The sequence below is a fragment of the Vreelandella massiliensis genome (assembly GCF_900155385.1).
Classification (GTDB): domain Bacteria; phylum Pseudomonadota; class Gammaproteobacteria; order Pseudomonadales; family Halomonadaceae; genus Vreelandella; species Vreelandella massiliensis.
This window is the reverse complement of record NZ_LT699745.1, coordinates 649,720-669,012: the sequence shown is the minus strand read 5'-3', so window position 1 is coordinate 669,012 and position 19,293 is coordinate 649,720. Positions and strand designations below refer to the sequence as shown.

The window sequence follows — 19,293 nt, the reverse complement described above, 5'->3', positions numbered from 1 at the left end:
GTGTAGAAGGCAGGCCGATGTTTGAAATAGCGCTGTTCGAGCCCAAAATGGCGCCCAATACCGGCAACATCATGCGTTTGGTGGCCAATAACGGCTGTCGGCTGCATTTGATTGAACCGCTGGGTTTTGACCTGGAAGAGAAAAAATTGCGCCGGGCGGGGCTGGATTACCGCGATCTGGCTAACGTCACCCGCCACGCCAATTTTACGGCGTTTTGCACGGCGATGCAGGACCGCACGATCTGGGCGCTGACCACCCGTGGAACGCGCCCTTACAGCGAGGCGCCCTTCGCGCCGGGTGATGTGCTGCTGTTCGGCTCGGAAACCGGCGGGCTTTCGCCCACCGTGCATGACCGTATCGCGCCCGAGCAGAAGCTGTTAATTCCCATGCAACCCAACAACCGTAGCCTCAACCTCTCCAACGCGGTGGCATTGGTGAGCTATGAAGCCTGGCGCCAGCAGGGTTTTGCTGGCGCCACGGGCGTATAAGCGCGCTATTTGACGCCGTAACGCGCGCGATAGGCGCGAATGGCCTCGGCGTGTGGCTGCATATCGGGCCCGGCATGCTCTTCCAAATAAGCGAGTACCTGTGACAACGTCACGATGCTGACCACGGGAATGCCGTAGCGGGCCTCCACTTCTTGGATCGCGCTCTGCTCGCCCTGGCCGCGCTCTTGGCGGTCGAGGGCGATGATCACCCCGCCGGCGCGGGCGCCGCTTTGCTCGATCAGCGCCATCACCTCACGGATCGCGGTGCCGGCGGTGATCACATCGTCGATGATCAGGATATCACCGGCAAGCGGCGCCCCAACGATGTTGCCGCCCTCGCCGTGGGTTTTAGCCTCCTTGCGATTAAACGCATACGGCATATCGCGGTCGTGGTGATCCGAAAGCGCCGCCGCCGTGACCGCGGCCAGCGGAATGCCTTTGTACGCTGGGCCAAACAGCACATCGGCGTGCATGCCGCTATCGACGATCGCCTGGGCGTAGAAGCGGCCGAGTTTGGCCAGGGCGCGGCCGGTTTGAAACAAGCCGGCATTGAAAAAATACGGGCTCACGCGGCCGGATTTGAGGGTGAATTCGCCGAACTTGAGCACACCTTGCTCGATAGCGAAGGCGATAAACTCGCGTTGATACGGTTGTAAAGGGGCTGTCACAGTGATCCTCGCGATTTTTCGTGGGGGATTTACCCAAACGTCTAAACGTCGGGTATCATACAGCAGCGACGCAAAAGGGACGATCTATGAAAATTGCCAGCATCAATGTCAATGGTATTCGTGACGCCGTCGATCGTGGCTTCCTGGACTGGCTGGCTCAGCAGGATGCCGACGTGGTCTGCGTGCAGAACATCAAGGCAAAAAGTTTTGAACTGGACGACCATGTTCTCTATCCGGAAGGCTACGAAGGCTACTTTCTGGATGCCGAAGAGGATGGGTTTTCCGGCGTGGCGCTCTATTGCCGCAAGATTCCCAAGGCGATCATGTACGGCCTGGGTTTCCCGCAGTGCGACCACGAAGGGCGCTTTCTGCAGGCCGATTACGACCGCTTCAGCATCGCCTCGTTTCTGATGCCCGATGGCAGCGACCAAAAGGCCAAGCAGGCCTTTATGGATCAGTATCAGGAGTATTTAAGCAAGATGGCGCGCAAGCGCCGCGAGTACATTATTTGCGGCACCTGGCACGTTGCCCATAAGACCATTGACTTGGCCAACTGGTCCGATAATCAGCTCACCTCCGGGTTCCGCCCGGAAGAGCGCGCCTGGATGGATCAGGTGCTCGGCCCGACGGGCTTTATCGATACCTTCCGCGAGATCAATCGCGATGCCGGCGAGTACACCTGGTGGCCAAAACTGGATCAGGACGTGCCCCGCGAGCGCCAAGAGGGCTGGCGGATTGATTACCAGCTCGTGGGCCCCAACTTCCGCCGTCACGTGGTGGATGCCTGGATCGATTACGACGCGACCTTCTCCGAGTACGCGCCGCTAATCGTCGAGTACGATCTCGACCTATAGCCCCCGTTTTTGCGCAATTTTTCCGCGTCGCTCACCACCGAAGGCCAGCTTTTAAGCTGGCCTTCGGCGTTTTAACTTACCGCAAGACGTTAACGATTTAGCGGCGAACTTCTAGCGCCTCGCGCTGATGCTCGGTCAACGTTCTGCCCGTCTGCTCGGCGAGATCCAGCATGGCATTAAGCTCGGCGCGGTTGAAGGTACCCGCTTCGGCGGTGCCTTGCACTTCGATCAGCTCGCCGCTTTCGGTCATCACCACGTTCATATCGGTATCGGCCTGGCTGTCTTCCGGGTAGTCGAGATCGACGACCGGTACGCCTTTGTAGATTCCCACCGAGATCGAGTTCACCAGCTGTTTTAGCGGGTCGCCTTTGATTTTCTTCTGCCGCTGCAGATAGCGAATCGCATCAACCAGGGCCACGCAGCCGCCGGTAATCGCAGCCGTGCGCGTACCGCCATCGGCCTGAATCACATCGCAATCCACGGTAATGGTGAATTCGCCAAGCTTTTTCAGGTTCACCGCGGCGCGCAGGCTGCGGCCGATCAAGCGCTGGATTTCCAGCGTGCGCCCGCCCTGCTTGCCGCGCGTGGCCTCGCCCGCCGCGGGTGTGCGTCGCCCGCGGCAGCATGCCGTACTCGGCGGTGACCCAGCCTTGATTCTTCCCCCGCAGCCAGCGCGGTACCCCGGCTTCCACGCTGGCGTTGCACAGCACCTTTGTATCGCCAAATTCCACCAGCACCGAACCCTCGGCATGGCGGGGATAGCCACGGGGTAAACGCACCTCGCGCGGCGCGGCGGCCGCACGGCCACCGGGGGGGATCACCTCAGGACGCATAGCACCTCTCTTCATCATGGATACGTGTTGATCGCTACATAGGGCAATGGCGTATTGTACACGTCTGCGCCGTCGGCTTTGGCGATAGTGGCGAGATACGTGCAAATGAACAACAAAAAAGCCCACGAAGGGTATCGTGGGCTTTTCGTTTTATGCGCCTTTTTAACGCTCCCTGTTAAAGCGCTCTAACTCTTCAACGGATGCGTTAGTGGTTGCGTTAGTGGTAGTGACGGCTGGCTGTCACTAGCATGTCGGCGATCTCTTTCTCACCATGGTACTTATCGGCCACATCACCCACCGTTACAACGCCGACGAGATCCTTATCCTCTGGATTGTTGAGCACAATCAGGCGTTGGACGTTTTGTTCCTGCATGTTCTGCAGGGCGTCCTTCACGTCGGTGTCTTGGAAGGTATAGAGGACGTTTTCGGTGGCAATCGAGCTTGCTTTGTCGTCAGGCCCTTTACCTTCGGCAACGGCGCGAACCGTGATGTCCCGGTCAGTAAGCGTGCCGACAACCGTATTGCCTTTCACGAGCGGCTCAAAGCCGGTTTGATGACGTTGCATCGCCTGAGCAACTTCGCGAATGGTCACGTCATCGGAAAGGTACTGAGGACGAGTGGTCATGACTTCTCTTACTTCCATCATATCGTTCTCCTTATCGATCGGTTGATGTTGGCAAATACAAGAAGACGACCTTCTGTCGGCTTCGTTTATTTTCTGTTGAAATAGGGCTATTGAAAGCCTGTGTTTAAAACGTAGTAGCCATTCCGGCGGGAGTGCAAGTTTGGGAGCCAAATCGCTCTCTTTCGCACGCCGCTATGCCTTGCCATATCGGGTAAACTGGCGTAAAGCCATCCATTAAGGAGCCTTTATGGCCAACGCTTTTGGCGTACATAGCATGACCGCTTTCGCCCGCACCGAGCACGCTTATCCCTTCGGCACCCTGCAGGTGGAGATCCGCTCGGTGAATCAGCGCTATCTTGAACCCCACTTTCGCCTGCCCGATACCCTGCGGGATCTAGAGCCCTACCTGCGGGAAGCGCTGCGCCAGCGTTTGGCGCGGGGGAAAGTGGAGTGCAGCGTGCGCTTTGAGGCCGCAGAAATGAGCCAAGCACCCGCCGTCAACACTCAGCGGCTCGCGGAAATCGCCGAAGCCCTTAGCGTGGTCCACCACCAAGTTCCCCAGGCCGTCGCCCCCACCACGCTTGAACTTTTCAATCAGCCCGGCGTGCTGCAAGCCCAGCACCTGGATCAAGAGGCGGTGAAAAGCGCGGCCAAAGCGCTGTTTGACCAGGCCCTGAATGAGCTGATCGATGCGCGCGCCAGGGAAGGGGATAAGCTCGCCGAGATGATCACGGCGCGTTTGGCCGCCGTGGACGAGCAGATCGCCACCGTGCGGGCGTTAATGCCGCAAATTCTGCAGCGCCAGCGCACCCAACTGCTAGAGCGCCTGGACGCGGCCAGAACCGAACTCGAACCTCAGCGCTTAGAGGCTGAGCTGGTGTTGGTGGCGCAAAAAGCCGATGTCGATGAAGAGCTCGACCGCCTCACCGCGCATGTCAACGAAGTGCGCCGCCAGCTGGCGCAAAAAGGCCCTAAAGGCCGCCGTCTGGATTTTCTGATGCAGGAACTCAACCGCGAAGCCAACACGCTGTCATCCAAATCGGTTGTCGCCGACACCACCCGCTGCGCGGTGGAACTCAAGGTGTTGATCGAGCAGATGCGCGAGCAGATTCAAAATATTGAGTGATTTCCATGGTGATCGATTTATGCAAACCTTGCGCACCATCACGTTAACGCTATTGCTGGGTGTTTGGGGTGTTTTACCCGCGAGCGCTCAGGCGAGCGAGGCCACCTGGCAGGCTCTGCAAGCGGGTGGGCTGGTGATACTGATGCGCCATGCGCTGGCCCCCGGTATTGGAGATCCTCCGGGTTTTGAGCTTTCTGAGTGCGATACCCAGCGTAATCTGTCGGCCGAGGGCCGCGCTCAGGCAGAAGCCATTGGTCGTGCGCTGCGCGAGCGGGAGGTGCCTATCGAGGCGGTGTACACCTCCCGCTGGTGCCGAGCGCGGGATACCGCGAACCTGTTGGCGCTAGGAAGCGTAACGCCCGCGCCGTGGCTGGATTCGTTCTTTCGTGAGCGTAGCGAGCAAAGGGCGCGTACCCAAGCCGCTCGCGAACGTATACTCGCGTGGCAGGGGCCGGGCAATCTGCTCATGGTGACGCATCAGGTCAATATCACCGCGCTGACCGGTAGCGGCGTGGGCTCGGGCGAGATGATCGTGGTGCGCCCTGAAGAAGATGGCATCAACGTCATTGGGCGGCTTCAGGCCGGCTCGCCGCGATAGTAGTGCCACAAAAAGAGCGAACCCACGCTGCGCCAGGGGGCCCAGTGCTCCACCATTTGGCGCGCTTTTTTGGGCGTAGGTTTGTCTTCCAGGCCTTTTAAGCGCCCGAGCGCGACGCGCAGGGCAAGGTCGTCGGCGGGGAAGATATCGGCGCGTTTGAGCGAAAACATCAGGTAAATTTCCGCGCTCCAGCGGCCGAAACCGCGTAGCTGGGTAATGGCGTTGATGGCCTCTTCGTCGCTTAACTGTTCGAGCGCCACGGCGCTGAACGTGCCGGCGAGTTCCGCCTCCGCGAGCCCCTTGGCGTATTCGACCTTGCGCCAGGAGAGCCCTGCGTCGCGCAGCGCCTGGCCTTCCACCTCCATGACGGCGTTAGCATGCAGCTCGGGGAGTAGCGTATTCACGCGGGCCATAATCGCACGGGCGGCGTCGGTGGAGATCTGCTGGCTGACGATGGTGGCAAAAAAGGTGGCGAAACCTTTATCGCGCTCGCGCGGCGTGGGCGCGCCTATTCGCGGGTAGGCGCGTGCGATATCGGGGTCGACCTCGGACAGGGCTTGCATGGCGTGCTCGATCGTTTCAGGGGTCATCACGTCTCTTATCAATCAGCGCGGAAAACCGCTTACTTTTAGTGAGCGATGGATAGCGCGGCGCCCGGTAGGGCGCCTTGGCTACCTTGCACTTGCGTTATTACATAAACAGAACTAAATTGTAATGCATGAAAGCTGAACGCGCCTACAAGTACCGTTTCTATCCGACGCCCGAGCAGGAAGTCCTGCTGGCGCGGACGTTTGGGTGCGTGCGGTTTGTCTGGAACGCCGTGTTGCGCTATCGCACCGATGCGTTCTATGGGCGCCAAGAGAAAATTGGCTATACCGACGCCAGTGCATATTTAACGCAGATCAAAAAGCAGCCGGAAACGGCGTTTCTGGCCGACGTCAGTTCGGTGGCGTTGCAGCAATGTCTTCGTCATCAGCAAAGCGCCTTCAAACACTTCTTCGCCAAGCGCGCTCGATACCCGCGCTTCAAGTCCAAAAAGCATCGGCAATCCGCCACCTTTGCCAGTTCGGCGTTTTTGTACCGCAACGGCGCGATCACACTGGCCAAGTGCAGCGAGCCCCTTAACATTCGTTGGAGCCGTGAATTGCCATCGGCGCCCAGCACCGTGACCGTTTCCAAAGACCGCGCCGGACGCTACTTCATCAGCTGTCTGTGCAAAGTGAACACCGAGGCGTTGCCGATCACGCCTAAGATGGTGGGTATTGATCTCGGGCTGAAAGACCTGTTCGTGACCAGTGACGGCACGCGCGTCAATAACCCACGCCACACGGCACGCTACGAGCTCAAGCTGGCGCGGGCGCAACGGCGCTTGAGCCGCAAGCAAAAAGGCTCGAACAATCGCGCTAAAGCGAAGCAGAAAGTGGCCAAGTGCCACGCCAAAATCGCCGACACACGGCTTGACCACCTACATAAACTCACCCGGCAGATCGTCAACGAGAACCAAGTGATCTGCCTTGAAAGCCTTTCGGTGAAAAATATGGTCAAGAATCGGTGTTTGGCCAAAGCCATCAGTGATGCGGGTTGGGGTGAACTGGCGCGTCAGCTCAACTACAAGGCCGAATGGGCGGGGCGTCAGTGCGTCCAAATCGACCGCTGGTATCCCAGCTCAAAACGCTGTCATGGCTGTGGGTTTGTGCTGGAATCACTGCCGCTCCATGTGCGCACCTGGGATTGCCCTGACTGCGGCACCCAAGGCATCGACCGCGATGTGAACGCTGCGCGTAACATCCTGCAAGCCGGGACTGCGCTGTTAGCAGCGGCTGAAAGTTGAGGTAATACCGAGGGGCACTCGGGAATCAACGCCTGTGGAGTTTGTATAAGACCGGCAATGCCAAGGCATTGAGGCAACGGACAACGAAGCAGGAACCAGGAAGGTGACAACCTGGGAATCTCCTTCCTTTCCGTCGTCAGACGGCAGCGCAAGCTGAGGAAGGGGGGGATGTCAATCTCCGGGTTCTCCAAGCGTGCGCTCTACAGTCGCGCCGGCGGGTGTGCGATACTGCCGCTACTGCACGTCGCCGCTGTTTTTGCTAACGCTTTTTTTGCTAAATAAGGGCGTTTGTTCACTATGTTCCTTCGCCAACAGGGAAGCGCTTCATGTCCCAAGGTACGCTTTTTATTGTGTCTGCCCCATCGGGTGCCGGTAAAACCAGCTTGGTTCGCGAGCTGATCGAGAGTTTGGATGGCATTCAGGTATCGGTATCGCACACTACCCGTGCTAAGCGCGACGGGGAAGTCGATGGCGTCAATTATCACTTTACCGACGTGGCTGACTTTGAGGCACGCATCGCGCGGAGTGAGTTTTTTGAGTACGCGCAAGTGTTCGATAATTACTACGGCACGTCGCGCCAGGCCGTGCAGGCACGTCTCAACGCCGGGCAGGATGTGATTCTTGAAATCGATTGGCAGGGCGCCCGCCAGGTGCGCGAGCAGATGCCCGAGGCGGTCTCGATTTTTATCCTACCGCCATCGCGTAGCGAACTTGAGCGCCGTCTGGCAAGCCGTGGCACCGACGAGCACGCGGTGATCGCCCGGCGGATGCGCGATGCGATCAGCGAAATGTCGCATTACGATGAGTACGACTACCTGGTGATTAACGACGACTTCACCACCGCTCTGGAAGAGCTTAAATCGCTGGTGATCAGTCGCCGGATTACGCTCGCCTCCATGCGTGAGCACCACGCGCCCCTGCTGGATGCGCTCTTGTCACAGGCGCCTGGCGTCGAGTAATCTATCAGGTTCTGGATATCCTCTTATTCGCTAGGTCGACACCGTATCTAACGGCGTCGGCTTGGCGTCGTCGCTACAGGAAGACCCCCATGGCTCGCGTTACCGTCGAAGATTGCCTCGATCACGTTGAAAACCGCTTTAAGCTCGTGATGATTTCCACCCAGCGTGCGCGCCAGCTCGCGCGCGGCACGCGTGATGCACAGCTCGCGTGGGAAAACGACAAACCCACCGTGATGGCCCTGCGCGAAATCGCCGCGGGTCTGGTCGATCACAGCGTACTCGATGAGCCGGTGGAAGCGCCGGTACGCGCACGCCCGGCAGCCGCGAGCTTACCGGTAGACGACTGATAAGCGGACCTTAAGCGATAGAGGCGCGGTAATGTTCACCATTGATGACCTAGCGGATCGACTTGGCGGCTATCTTCCTCCGGATGAGATTCAGCAGGTTAAACGCGCCTTCTACTACGCCGAACAGGCCCACGATGGCCAGCGCCGCCGCTCCGGCGAGCCCTATGTGACCCACCCGCTGGCCGTGGCCAATATTTTGGCCAACATGCACATGGACCATCAGAGCCTGATGGCCGCCATGCTGCACGACGTCATCGAAGATACTGGCGTGGACAAGCCCGCCCTCGAGACGCAGTTCGGTAAGCCGGTGGCCGAGCTGGTCGATGGCGTCTCTAAGCTCACCCAGATCACCTTCGAAGACAAAGCCGTCGCTCAGGCGGAAAACTTCCAGAAAATGGTGCTGGCGATGTCGCGGGATATCCGCGTGATTATCGTCAAACTCGCCGACCGCCTGCATAACATGCGCACCCTGGGCGCATTGCGGCCGGATAAAAAGCGCCGTATTGCCCGGGAAACCTTGGAAATTTACGCCCGTATCGCCGGCCGTTTGGGGATTAATACTATTCGCGTGGAGCTGGAGGACCTCTCGTTCCAGGCCATTTACCCCATGCGCGCCGAGCGCATCAAACGCGCCGTGGCCAGCGCCCGGGGCAACCGCCGCAGCGCCATGCGTGAGATTCAATCGACACTGCAGCAGAGTCTCGACGATGAAGCGCTCAATGGCACGGTGATGGGGCGCCAAAAGCATCTGCTGTCGATCTACCGCAAAATGCGCGACCAGCGCAAACCCTTCGCGGAGATCATGGACGTTTTCGGCTTTCGCATCGTCACCGAAGACGTGGCCAGTTGTTACCGTATTTTGGGCGTCGTGCATAACTTGTATAAACCCGTGCCGGGGCGCTTTAAGGACTACATCGCGATCCCCAAGGCCAACGGCTATCAAAGCCTGCACACCACCCTCTTTGGCCCCCGTGGGATGCCCATCGAAGTGCAGATTCGCACCCGCGAGATGGAGGCCATGGCCAATAACGGCATCGCCGCCCACTGGCTCTACAAGGCCGGCCAAACCGCGCACCCCATCGCCGAAGGTAGCCGCGCCCGCGCCCGCGCCTGGGTCAAAGGGCTATTGGAGATGCAGCGCCACGCGGGCGATTCGCTGGAATTTATCGAGCACGTCAAAAACGACCTGTTCCCCGACGATATCTACGTGTTTACCCCCAAGGGCGACATCATGGAGCTGCCTCAGGGCGCGACCGTGATCGATTTTGCCTACAGCGTACACACCGATATCGGCAACAACTGCATAGCCTGTCGGATTGACCGCCAGCTAGCGCCGCTCTCGACGCGGCTCGAGAGCGGCCAGACGCTGGAGATCATCACCGCTCCCGCCGCGCGGCCCAACGTGGCGTGGCTAAATTTTGTCACCACGGCGAAGGCGCGCTCGGCGATCCGCCACGCGCTCAAGCATCAGCAGCAGGCCGAAGCGATTCAACTGGGCCGGCGGTTGCTGAACAAGGCGCTGGCGGTGTTTGACACCAGCCTGGAGGAGTTGGACGCCTCGGTGGTCAAGCGTGCGGTGAAAGAGCTCGACGTGAGCGGCCAAGACGCGCTGCTCGAATCGATTGGCCTCGGGACGCGGGTCGCGCACGCGGTGGCGCGGCGCATGGTGGACCTGGCCGATGGCGCGACCACGCCGACGCCAAGCGATACCCGCCAGCCGGTGGTGATCAGCGGCAGCGAAAGCATGGTGACAAGCTTCGCCCGCTGCTGCCATCCGCTGCCGGGCGATGCCGTGGTCGGCCACCTCTCGGCCGGCAAAGGGCTGGTGGTGCACCGCGCCGAGTGTAACAACGTCGCGGATAAAACCGACTCGGAGAAGTTTTTCGCTCTGAAGTGGGCGGAGGATATCGACATCGACTTTCCCGTCGCGCTCCGGATCGAAATCGAAAGCCGTCGCGGCCTGGTCGCCGAGCTTGCGGGCCTTGTCACCGATGCCGATGCCAACATCGAACGTATCGGTATCGAGGAGCGCGATGCCCGCCTCGCGACGGTCAATTTGACCCTAGCGGTGAAAGGCCGCGTCCACCTCGCGCGCATCATCAAGCGACTTCGTAACCTCCCCAACGTAGGTAGAATCACCCGCTTGGGCCAGTAGTAGTCCCTACACCTCTCTCGTTTCTTTTATTCAGGAGTGCTCATAATGAGTAACAAGGCAGTCATCAATACCGAGAAAGCCCCGGCCGCGATCGGCCCTTATTCGCAGGCGATCAAAGCGGGTAACACCGTGTATATGTCGGGTCAGATTCCCCTTGACCCCACCACCATGGAGCTGGTCTCGGACGACTTCGAAGCGCAAGCGCGTCAGGTCTTCACCAACCTGCAAGCCGTGTGCGAAGAGGCCGCCGGTTCGCTTGGCGATATCGTCAAGCTCAACCTCTACCTGGTGGACTTGGAGAACTTCGCCATCGTTAACCGCGTGATGGAGGAGTTTTTCGCCTCGCCTTACCCGGCCCGCGCCGCCGTGGGGGTCAAAGCGCTGCCCAAGGGCGCCCAGGTAGAGGCCGAAGCCGTGATGGTTCTAGGCGACTAACGGTAAAAAGCGACGAGCGTGCGCCTCTTTCGGGCCCTTGAGCCCGCAGCGGAACTTCGTGACGCCCTCGGCCGGCTGGCCCCCCAGGCCCGCCGGCACTGCGGGGGGCGGCGCGTTCCCGATGAAAATCTGCACCTAACGCTGGCCTTTCTCGGCGAGGTGGACGAGGCAAGGGCGGAGCGCCTTAGCCGCTGGGTGAGTCGCCTGCGCCCAAGCCCGGGAAGCTGGACGCTGGATACTTTCGGCAGCTTTCGCGGGCCCGGCATCGTCTGGGCCGGCGGGTCGCATCCCGACCCGCTGCTCGGCGGCCTTCACCACAGGCTTTGGGATGAGCTGGCGCTGCAGGGTTTTGCGCCGCCCGCCAAGGCTTACACGCCGCATGTCACGCTGGTGCGCCGGGCCGACTCCCTGGATACCTCGGCGCTGCCCGACTTCGAGCTGCACTGGCACTACCACCAGGTCACCCTGATTCTCTCCGTGCTCACGGATGAAGGCCCGCGCTATTACCCCTTGGCGTTGTCAGGCCAAGCGTAAGGCCGTCCGGCATTTACGCCTTCTGCGCATCCAGAAAACCGCCCGCTTTGAGTACCTGCTGATACCCTTCGCGATAGGTGGGGTAGAGAAACTGGTAGCCGCTTTGGAGCACGCGGCTATTGTCGCAGCGTTTGCTGGTGCGGCGACGCAGAGGCGACTGCATGGTCTCCGTGGCGTCGACCTTGAGCTGGGAGGCGAGCCACATCATGACGTTGTGCAGAGTGGCCGGTTCGCAGTCGCTGGCTAGGTAGAGGTTTTCGAGCGGCTGGCCTTGCTCTTGGCACTGAATAAAGTGCATCAAAAGCCCCACGCAGTCGTCGCGATGAATGCGGTTGGAGTAGACCACCGGCGTAATGGCGGCCACGCGACCCTCCGCGACTTGGTGGATCAAGCGGTCGCGCCCGGGGCCGTAAATGCCGGAAAAACGCACCACCGTGCCGGGGATCGCGTGGTCGATCAGCGCCTGTTCGGCGTCGCGCATCAAGCGCCCGGAGAAGCTGGTGGACTCCGTGGGGCTCTCTTCGTTGACCAACTCCCCCTCTTGCTGGCCGTAAACGCTGGTCGATGAGACAAATAGCACGCGTTGGGGCGGGGCGTCGTGCTGCTCTAACACCTTGAGCACGTTTTTCAGCCCCTCCGGGTAGGCGCGGCGGTAAGCGCTCTCTTCGAAGTGGTCGGCGCTCACGGTGTAAATCACGTAGTCCGCGTGCGGTAGGGCGCTGGCGTCGGCGTCATCCAGGGCGTCGAGATCTAGCGCTAGCGGTTCGATACCGGTGCCTTCAAGCGCCTCGGCCTGGCGGCGAACGCCAATCACGCGGTGGCCTTGGGCTAACAGCTTGCGACCTAAGGTAATGCCGATATCGCCACAGCCAATAATCAGTACGGTTAATGCCATGTTGCTCTCCTCGCGATAAATAATCCCTATTAGCGGCCGCTTCCCTCCTTTAAAATGCATAAAAGGGCTGGGGCGTCGGCGGGCGTTGGGCCAGCCAGTCGCAATCAAATCCCGTCGAAGACGGACCCACTCGCACGGGTGATAACGACACACCGGTGACCAACAGAGGATGCCACGGCGCCGCTATGACTTTAACAGAACTGCGCTATATCGTAACCCTTGCCCAAGAACGTCACTTTGGTCGCGCGGCGGAGCGCTGCCATGTCTCGCAACCGACGCTCTCGGTGGCGGTCAAAAAGCTCGAAGAGGAGCTGGAAGCCGCGCTGTTCGAGCGCTCGAAGTCCACGGTTCAGGTGACGCCGCTGGGGGAGAAGATCGTCGCCCAGGCGCAGCGCGTGCTTGAGCAGAGCAGCCAGATCTACGCCATGGCGAGCGAAGGCAAGGACCAGCTCGCGAATCCGCTGCGTATCGGCGCGATCTACACCATCGGGCCGTACCTGTTTCCGCACTTGATCCCGGCGCTGGCCGAGGCGGCGCCGCAGATGCCGCTATATATCGAAGAGAGCATGACCGGCACCCTGCGCACCAAGCTGCGCAGCGGCGAGCTGGACGTGATCATCGTGGCGCTGCCGTTCACCGAGACCGACGTGGTGACCAAGCCGATCTACGCAGAGCACTTTGAAGTGCTGATGCCCGCCAACCACGCCTGGGTCGAACGCGACGCGATCCATAAAGAGGATTTGCTCAAGGAGCGCTTGCTGCTGCTGGGAGAGGGGCACTGCTTCCGCGATCAGATTTTGGAGGCCTGCCCGGCGATCACCCAGAAGCTCAATAGCCCGCACAACACGCTGATTGCCGAAGGTGGCTCGCTCGAAACCATTCGCCACATGGTGGCCTCCAAGCTGGGGATTACCGTGCTACCGCAATCGGCGCTGGGCACCGATGCCTACGAAAATGCCATGCTGGTTAGCCGCCCCTTTGTGCCACCGGCGCCGTCGCGCACCGTGGCGATCGCCTGGCGGGCGAGCTTTCCGCGCCCCAAAGCCATCGACGCGTTGATTCGGGCCATCTCCCAGTGCCGCCAGCCGGTGCATGGCCAGCCCCCCGAAGAGCAAAACGCCGTCTCATGAGCACGCTTAACGCCCCGATCACGGCGCTGAAAGGCGTGGGTGAAGCGCTGGCGTTAAAGCTTTCGCGCCTGGGGATCGAGCGGGTCAGCGACATTCTCTTTCACCTGCCGCTGCGCTACCAGGACCGCACCCATCTCACGCCGATAGGCACGCTGCGCGCCGGCCAAGAGGCGGTGGTGGAGGGCGAGGTCACCGCCGCCGATGTGGTCAAAGGGCGCCGGCGCAGTTTGTTGGTGCGCCTGCGCGACGCCAGCGGCATTATCAGCCTGCGCTTTTTTCACTTCTCGCCCGCGCAGCAGCAACAGCTACGCCCGGGCGTCACCGTGCGCGCCTTTGGCGAGGCCCGGGCCGGCGCGACCGGCCTGGAGCTTTATCACCCCGAGTACCGCTTGACCACCCCGGGGGCCGCGCCGGTAGCGGAGTACTTTACCCCGGTTTACCCCACTACCGAGGGCTTGAATCAAACCCGCCTGCGCGCGCTCGCCGAGCAGGCGCTCAGCCTGCTCGATAGCGACCCCCAGGCGCTGCCGGATGTGATCCCCGAGGCGCTCTTGGCGCGTTTTCGCCTGCCCGGGCTGCACGCCAGCCTGCATTTGTTGCATCAGCCGCCTCCCGAGGTGGATATCGCCCAGCTAAGCGCCGGGCAGCACCCGGCCACACGCCGGCTCGCGCTTGAGGAGCTGCTGGCGCATCAGCTCAGCCTGCGCGAAGTGCGCCTGCGCATCCAATCCGACGGCGCCCCCGCGCTGCCCTCTGGGCGTAGCCTGCAGGCGCGCTTTCTCGCCCAGCTGCCGTTTGCGCTGACCGGCGCCCAGCGCCGCGTGCTGGAGGAGATCGGCCTCGATTTGGCCCGCGCCGCACCCATGCTGCGGCTGGTACAGGGCGATGTGGGCTCGGGCAAAACCGTGGTCGCGGCGATGGCGGCGCTCTCGGCGCTTTCGGGTCACTGCCAGGCGGCGATCATGGCGCCCACCGAAATCCTCGCCGAGCAGCACTACCGCGCCTTTAAGGCGTGGTTTGCGCCGCTGGGGGTCGAGGTGGCGTGGCTGTCGGGCAAGCTCAAGGGCAAGGCGCGGCTCGACGCCAAAGCGGCGATTGCCGATGGCCGCGCGCGCATGGTGGTGGGCACCCACGCGCTGTTTCAAGAGGACGTGCGCTTTCAGTGCCTGGGGCTGGCGATTATCGACGAGCAGCACCGCTTTGGCGTGCATCAGCGCCTGGCGCTGCGCGAAAAAGGCGAAGCTGGCGGGCTGACGCCGCACCAGCTGATCATGACTGCGACCCCCATCCCGCGCACCCTGGCGATGAGCGCCTACGCCGACCTAGATGTTTCGGTGATCGACGAGCTACCGCCGGGGCGCACCCCGGTCAAAACCGTGGTGGTCTCCGATGAGCGCCGCCCGGAAGTGGTCGAGCGCATTCGCCGCGCCTGCGGGGAGGGCCGTCAAGCCTACTGGGTCTGCACGCTGATCGAGGAGTCCGAGGCGCTGCAGTGCCAGGCGGCGGAAGTGACCCGCGATGAGCTGACCGAGGCGCTGCCCGAGCTCGCCATTGGCCTTGTCCACGGGCGTATGAAGGCCGGCGAGAAAGCCGAGGTGATGGACGCCTTCAAGAGCGGCGAGCTGGATCTGCTCGTTGCCACCACGGTCATCGAGGTCGGCGTGGACGTGCCCAATGCCAGCTTGATGATCATCGAAAACCCCGAGCGCTTGGGGCTTTCCCAGCTTCATCAGCTACGCGGCCGGGTGGGGCGCGGCAGCACCGAGAGTTTCTGCGTGCTGCTCTACCACCCGCCGCTCTCCAAAAGCTCCCGCGAGCGCCTGGGCGTGATGCGCGAAACCACCGACGGCTTTCGCATCGCCGAAAAAGACCTGGAGCTGCGTGGCCCCGGCGAGGTGCTGGGTACCCGCCAGACGGGGCTGGCGCAGATGAAAATCGCCGATCTCGAACGCGACGCCGACCTATTAGAGCGCGTCACGGCGCTGGCGCAAGCGCTACAGGGCGATCGCCACGCCACCGCTACAGGGCGATCGCCACGCCACCGCCGTGCTGGTGCGCCGCTGGCTTGGCGACGCCGCCGGGCGTTACGGCCAGGTGTAGGCCGTCACCGCGAAGGGGGCTCGATGGCGATCAGCCGGTTGGCGGCGTCGGCCAGGGGCGCAAGCTGCCCCGCGATCAGGCGTAGCTGGCTCTGAATCGGGCGATAGAGCGTCAGCGCTTGTGTCTCATGCGCGGCGGGCGTATCGAGCTTATGCAGCACGCTCTCCACTTGCTGGGTAAGGTCGTCGGTGGGCTGGCGTTGGCGTAGCCGCTCGGCAAGCTCCCCGAGCAGCGCGCTGACGTGCTTGGCCACCGGCACCAGGGCGGCGTCGTCCTCGTCCTCGGCAAGCCGGTGGCGGTGGGCGCCCAGCGCGGAGAGGTGGCTAAGCAGGGTGTTTGAAAGCACCAGAAAGCGCAGGCCGTGCTCGGTATCCTGTTGGCGGTAGTGCGCCGGCTCGTGGAGAATATTGTTCATTTGGGTCGAGAAGGCGGCGTCGCTGTTGTGGGCGTTGCGCCGCGCCAGCCGATAGGCGAGATCATCCTGCTTGCCGGTTTCGTACTGGTGAATTACCTCGTCGAGGTAGCGCCGCTGGCTATCGAGCACCTTGGCCGCCTCGCGGTAGAGCTTGCGCCCCTGCCAGTCGGGAAGGATAAAAAACACCGCCAGCCCGGCAATCAGCGCGCCGATCAAGGTATCGAAAAGCCGCGGCCAGATCAGATCAAAGCCATCCCCCACCTGGTTGAAGCTGCACAGCACCAGCAGCGTGATCGAGGCGGTGGCGATTAGGTAGTGCTTCTCGCGGGTGGCAAAAAAGCCCACCCCGGCGGCCACCGCGATCAGACTCTGCACCTGGGCCTGCGGGAAAAGGCTGATCGACGCCCAGCCCACGAAAAGCCCCAGCACCGTGCCCAGGATGCGCTTGACCAGAAAGCGGCGCGTGGTAGCGAAGTTGGGGCGACAAACAAACAGCGTGGTGAGCAAAATCCAAAAGCCCTGCTCCGGGTCGAGCCACTGCAGCAGCAAGTACCCCGCGAGCAGCGCCAGCGACAGGCGCACCGCGTGGCGAAAGGTGGGCGAGCCCAGCGTCAGGTTCAGCCGCACGCGCCGCCACGCCTCAATGAGACTCCCCGGCGAGCGGTCGAGCAGCGCGGTGTCGTTACGCGGCTCGCTGGCGTCGGGGTTATGGGCGCTGGCGATCTGTGCTTCCAGGGTCGTGAGGTTGTCGGCCAGCGCCTCAAGCGGCTGCATCAGCCCGCGCCATTCGGGCTTGTCGCGATCGCGCAAATTGGCGATAGAGGCGCGCAAATCCGCCAGCGCTTCTTCGCTTTGGCGGTGGTCGAAGGCGCGGTCGAGCAGCAGCGATTTCGCCAATCGGCGGCAGGCCAGCCCCTGTTGATCCAGTAGCCGCTGGCAGCGAAACAGCACGTCGTGATGAAAAAACGCCTCGGTCAGCGCGCTGTACGGGTAGTGAGTGGAGCTGGCGCGTTCGTGAATATCCTGGGCGATAAAGTAGATCTGCAAATAGCGGTTGAGCTTGCGGTTGCCGCGCTGCCCCTCCATGCGGCGCAGCAGTATCTCCTTGGCGTGATTGAGCGCCTCCACCACCTGACCGTTTTGGCGCGCCAGCGCCACGCGCCGGGCCTGAATATCCACCCCGCGCACCGGTTCAAATAGCGCCGATTTTAGCACCAGGTACTGGCCGAGCGCCTTGTATAGCCTCGCCATGCTCTGCTTGACCGGCTGGCGCGAGAATAGCGCGCACCACGCCACCGAGATTAGCCCGTACCAGGCGGCGCCGATCAGCAGCAATAGCTGGCGAAAGGCCGCATCGTCGTCGACGCCGCCGTGCTGCTCAATATTGATCATGGCGTAGATGGAGAGAATCAGCGTGCCCGAGGCGATGGTGGCGTAGCGCTGGCCAATGGCGCCGAGCATGATCAGGCCAAAGGTGGCGCCGGCAAGCCAAAGGGCCAAAAGCCACGGCCAGGGGAAAAGTTGCTGCACGATCAGCGAGACTAGCGCAAAGCAAGTAAGCGTGACGGCGAGCGCCTGCAGCCGCCCCTGCCAGCTATCGTCGGTTTCGGAGAGGGCGCTGGCGATAATGCCGAGAAAAAGCGGGATAACAAAGCCGATCTCGCCCCACAGCGTGGCGAAGGTCAGCGCGCCGCTAAAGGCGAGAAACACCCGCAGGCTGTAGGCGAATTTATCCAGCGTCCAGAGGCGGCGAAGGGAGTGAGCGAGCAGCATGGGCAGGCGGGTCGGTCTCCTGAGTCTCGAACGGGAATAAAGGCATTAGACCTAAGTCGGAGAGCTCAGTATACGAGGCTTGGGCGTTGATCGCCACGCCGCAAAACGGCTGTGCGGCGTGGCGATCGGTGGCCAAGGCCGGGGCAAGCTAGAGGTGCTTGAGCAGTTTTTGCAGTTGGTTCATATCGGCGGAGTCGCCCACCACGCGAACCTGATCATTCATCATGCCGTCGAGAAACGCCTTCTGAGTGGGCTTTTTAAGCACCGCAAGCGCCGTATCGGCATCGTGAAAGCGCAGCTCCAAATCGAGATCCACCGGCAAGCCCTTACCCGTGGTGATGCCTTTCGGTGACATCCGGTAGTAGCGGGCGATTTTCAGGTCTTCGGTGGCGATCCCCCAATCCAAACCGCCCATGCGCTCAAGCTGCTCACGAAAGCGCGGCTTGCGCCGCAGCGAGCGCTTAAGCAGAAAGCCCAGTAGCCACAGCGTTAGCGCCAGCTTCATTAGGAAACTGCGTCCTTGAGCGCTTTACCGGGCTTGAACGCCACGTTTTTGCTCGCCGGAATTTGCAGCGGCTCGCCCGTTTGCGGGTTTTTTCCGGTACGGGCGGCGCGTTCGCGCACGGTGAAGGTGCCAAAGCCGATCAGCGAGACGTCGTCACCCTTGGCGACGCTGTTGGTGATCTCATCGAGGATCACGTTCAACACTTGGCTGGCTTTATCTTTGGACAGGTCGGCGCTTTCAGCAATGGCGGCGGCGAGTTCGGGTTTGCGCATTGGGTATCTCCGGTTTTATTAGCTTGAGTGTTAAGGCGTTATCAAACGCTATTTTTTTACACTGCTTGAGGCAGCAATGTTCAAGAGTCGGGTGCGTCGTGCGCCACAAGCGTAGCGCGTGGTGCGGCGAAAATCAGCCTAGCAGCGCAGGGGCGGCCCTGGAAAGCTCCACTTTCCGTCTCACGCAGCCGCCTGTCAACGCAAAACCGATCAAACGTCCGTCTTTATCTTCGGCCAGCGCGCTCATATCCGCACCGTCTGACTCAATGCGCCAGCGCGCGGGCGTCACCCGTGGCGGATAGGCCACCACCGGCAGCAGGGGCGTTTTGACCATCACCGGCCAGGCGCCAAAGTGTACCGGCATGGGGTTACCGGTCAGCGTTTTGGCCAGGGCTTTGGCGCTGGCTTGCAGCGGCTGCACGTACATGGCGTTCACCCCGTCGACGCAAGCCGCGTCGCCCAGCGCAAAAATCGCCGGGTGCGAGGTTTGCAGGGTGCGGTCAACGGCGATGCCGCTGGCCGTGACCTCAAGCCCGGCGGAGGCGGCAAGCGCGGTGCGGGGGGTAAGGCCGGTGGCCAGCAGCACCAGATCGGCTTCGATGACGTCATGGTCGTCCAGCGTTAGCGCCACGCGCTCGCCGGTGCCAAGGGCGATGCGTTCAAGGCCGCGCCCCAGCGCTAAGCGCATGCCGGCCTCGGCGAAGGCTTCCCCCAGCGCGCGCCCCAGCGGTTCGGGCAACAGGCGCGGCA

At 61.7% G+C, this 19,293-nt stretch carries 19 protein-coding genes and 2 pseudogenes; 12 read left to right on the top strand and 9 right to left on the bottom strand.

The features are described 5' to 3' along the window. Positions 1 to 17: 17 nt before the first annotated feature. Positions 18 to 488: a tRNA (cytidine(34)-2'-O)-methyltransferase gene (locus BQ9846_RS07720; protein ID WP_075880443.1), complete on the top strand. Its 471-nt coding sequence runs from the start codon at positions 18 to 20 to the stop codon at positions 486 to 488. Between the two features lie 5 nt (positions 489 to 493). Here BQ9846_RS07720 and pyrE read toward each other — a convergent pair whose 3' ends face one another. Beyond that, positions 494 to 1,156 carry an orotate phosphoribosyltransferase gene (pyrE, locus tag BQ9846_RS07715; protein ID WP_075880441.1) on the bottom strand — a complete coding sequence of 221 codons (663 nt, stop codon included), beginning with the start codon at positions 1,154 to 1,156 and terminating at the stop codon, positions 494 to 496. An 86-nt stretch (positions 1,157 to 1,242) separates the two neighbouring features. On the opposite strand from pyrE, the gene BQ9846_RS07710 reads away from it, so the two are divergent. Continuing rightward, positions 1,243 to 2,010 carry an exodeoxyribonuclease III gene (locus BQ9846_RS07710; RefSeq protein ID WP_075880439.1) on the top strand — a complete coding sequence of 256 codons (768 nt, stop codon included), beginning with the start codon at positions 1,243 to 1,245 and terminating at the stop codon, positions 2,008 to 2,010. A gap of 97 nt (positions 2,011 to 2,107) precedes the next feature. Here the strand turns inward: BQ9846_RS07710 and rph are convergent. Further along, positions 2,108 to 2,843: pseudogene (gene rph, locus BQ9846_RS07705) on the bottom strand (ribonuclease PH). Between the two features lie 217 nt (positions 2,844 to 3,060). Then, positions 3,061 to 3,489, bottom strand: coding sequence for a CBS domain-containing protein (locus BQ9846_RS07700; RefSeq protein ID WP_235818941.1), 429 nt, complete (start codon positions 3,487 to 3,489; stop codon positions 3,061 to 3,063). Between the two features lie 226 nt (positions 3,490 to 3,715). Between BQ9846_RS07700 and BQ9846_RS07695 the strand changes: the two genes are divergently transcribed. Both BQ9846_RS07695 and BQ9846_RS07690 read left to right on the top strand, forming a co-directional pair. Beyond that, complete coding sequence (locus BQ9846_RS07695; protein ID WP_075880437.1) at positions 3,716 to 4,594, top strand: YicC/YloC family endoribonuclease; 879 nt, start codon at positions 3,716 to 3,718, stop codon at positions 4,592 to 4,594. A 19-nt stretch (positions 4,595 to 4,613) separates the two neighbouring features. After that, positions 4,614 to 5,192 (top strand): histidine phosphatase family protein, encoded by a 579-nt coding sequence (locus BQ9846_RS07690; RefSeq protein WP_083651517.1) that lies wholly within the window; start codon positions 4,614 to 4,616, stop codon positions 5,190 to 5,192. Here BQ9846_RS07690 and BQ9846_RS07685 read toward each other — a convergent pair. Then, positions 5,171 to 5,782: a DNA-3-methyladenine glycosylase family protein gene (locus tag BQ9846_RS07685; protein WP_075880435.1), complete on the bottom strand. Its 612-nt coding sequence runs from the start codon at positions 5,780 to 5,782 to the stop codon at positions 5,171 to 5,173. The two genes, BQ9846_RS07690 and BQ9846_RS07685, sit on opposite strands and share 22 nt — an antisense overlap. A gap of 128 nt (positions 5,783 to 5,910) precedes the next feature. Between BQ9846_RS07685 and BQ9846_RS07680 the strand changes: the two genes are divergently transcribed. The 6 genes from BQ9846_RS07680 to thpR all read left to right on the top strand — a co-directional run bounded on the left by BQ9846_RS07680 (position 5,911) and on the right by thpR (position 11,453). Then, positions 5,911 to 7,023 carry an RNA-guided endonuclease InsQ/TnpB family protein gene (locus BQ9846_RS07680; RefSeq protein WP_075880433.1) on the top strand — a complete coding sequence of 371 codons (1,113 nt, stop codon included), beginning with the start codon at positions 5,911 to 5,913 and terminating at the stop codon, positions 7,021 to 7,023. Positions 7,024 to 7,349: 326 nt separating this feature from the next. Beyond that, entirely contained in the window at positions 7,350 to 7,982 is a 633-nt protein-coding gene (gene gmk / locus BQ9846_RS07675; protein ID WP_075880431.1) for a guanylate kinase, read from the top strand. Positions 7,983 to 8,071: 89 nt separating this feature from the next. Continuing rightward, positions 8,072 to 8,329: a DNA-directed RNA polymerase subunit omega gene (gene rpoZ / locus BQ9846_RS07670; RefSeq protein ID WP_075880429.1), complete on the top strand. Its 258-nt coding sequence runs from the start codon at positions 8,072 to 8,074 to the stop codon at positions 8,327 to 8,329. Between the two features lie 31 nt (positions 8,330 to 8,360). After that, positions 8,361 to 10,484 carry a RelA/SpoT family protein gene (locus BQ9846_RS07665; protein WP_075880427.1) on the top strand — a complete coding sequence of 708 codons (2,124 nt, stop codon included), beginning with the start codon at positions 8,361 to 8,363 and terminating at the stop codon, positions 10,482 to 10,484. 45 nt (positions 10,485 to 10,529) lie between these two features. Then, on the top strand, positions 10,530 to 10,919 hold the full coding sequence (locus BQ9846_RS07660; protein WP_075880425.1) for a RidA family protein: 390 nt from the start codon (positions 10,530 to 10,532) through the stop codon (positions 10,917 to 10,919). An 18-nt stretch (positions 10,920 to 10,937) separates the two neighbouring features. Continuing rightward, positions 10,938 to 11,453, top strand: coding sequence for an RNA 2',3'-cyclic phosphodiesterase (gene thpR / locus BQ9846_RS07655; RefSeq protein ID WP_075880423.1), 516 nt, complete (start codon positions 10,938 to 10,940; stop codon positions 11,451 to 11,453). A gap of 13 nt (positions 11,454 to 11,466) precedes the next feature. Here thpR and BQ9846_RS07650 read toward each other — a convergent pair whose 3' ends face one another. Next, positions 11,467 to 12,348, bottom strand: a complete 882-nt coding sequence (locus tag BQ9846_RS07650) for an SDR family oxidoreductase (protein WP_075880421.1) — start codon at positions 12,346 to 12,348, stop codon at positions 11,467 to 11,469. A gap of 185 nt (positions 12,349 to 12,533) precedes the next feature. Between BQ9846_RS07650 and BQ9846_RS07645 the strand changes: the two genes are divergently transcribed. Together BQ9846_RS07645 and recG are read left to right on the top strand one after the other, a co-directional pair. Beyond that, complete coding sequence (locus tag BQ9846_RS07645; protein ID WP_075880419.1) at positions 12,534 to 13,478, top strand: hydrogen peroxide-inducible genes activator; 945 nt, start codon at positions 12,534 to 12,536, stop codon at positions 13,476 to 13,478. Then, positions 13,475 to 15,578: pseudogene (gene recG, locus BQ9846_RS07640) on the top strand (ATP-dependent DNA helicase RecG). The gene BQ9846_RS07645 and the pseudogene recG overlap by 4 nt, the downstream one beginning before the upstream one ends. A gap of 4 nt (positions 15,579 to 15,582) precedes the next feature. On the opposite strand, the gene yccS reads toward recG, so the two are convergent. The 4 genes from yccS to BQ9846_RS07620 form a co-directional block, all read right to left on the bottom strand. Next, a complete protein-coding gene (yccS, locus tag BQ9846_RS07635; RefSeq protein WP_075880417.1) occupies positions 15,583 to 17,766 on the bottom strand; it encodes a YccS family putative transporter in 2,184 nt (727 codons plus the stop codon). A 148-nt stretch (positions 17,767 to 17,914) separates the two neighbouring features. Beyond that, positions 17,915 to 18,271: a hypothetical protein gene (locus BQ9846_RS07630; protein WP_075880415.1), complete on the bottom strand. Its 357-nt coding sequence runs from the start codon at positions 18,269 to 18,271 to the stop codon at positions 17,915 to 17,917. After that, entirely contained in the window at positions 18,271 to 18,543 is a 273-nt protein-coding gene (locus BQ9846_RS07625) for an HU family DNA-binding protein (RefSeq protein WP_075880413.1), read from the bottom strand. The genes BQ9846_RS07630 and BQ9846_RS07625 overlap by 1 nt, the downstream gene beginning before the upstream one ends. A 133-nt stretch (positions 18,544 to 18,676) precedes the next feature. Then, positions 18,677 to 19,293, bottom strand: a 617-nt coding sequence (locus BQ9846_RS07620; protein WP_159437917.1) for an FAD-dependent oxidoreductase, incomplete at its 5' end; no start/stop codon positions are given.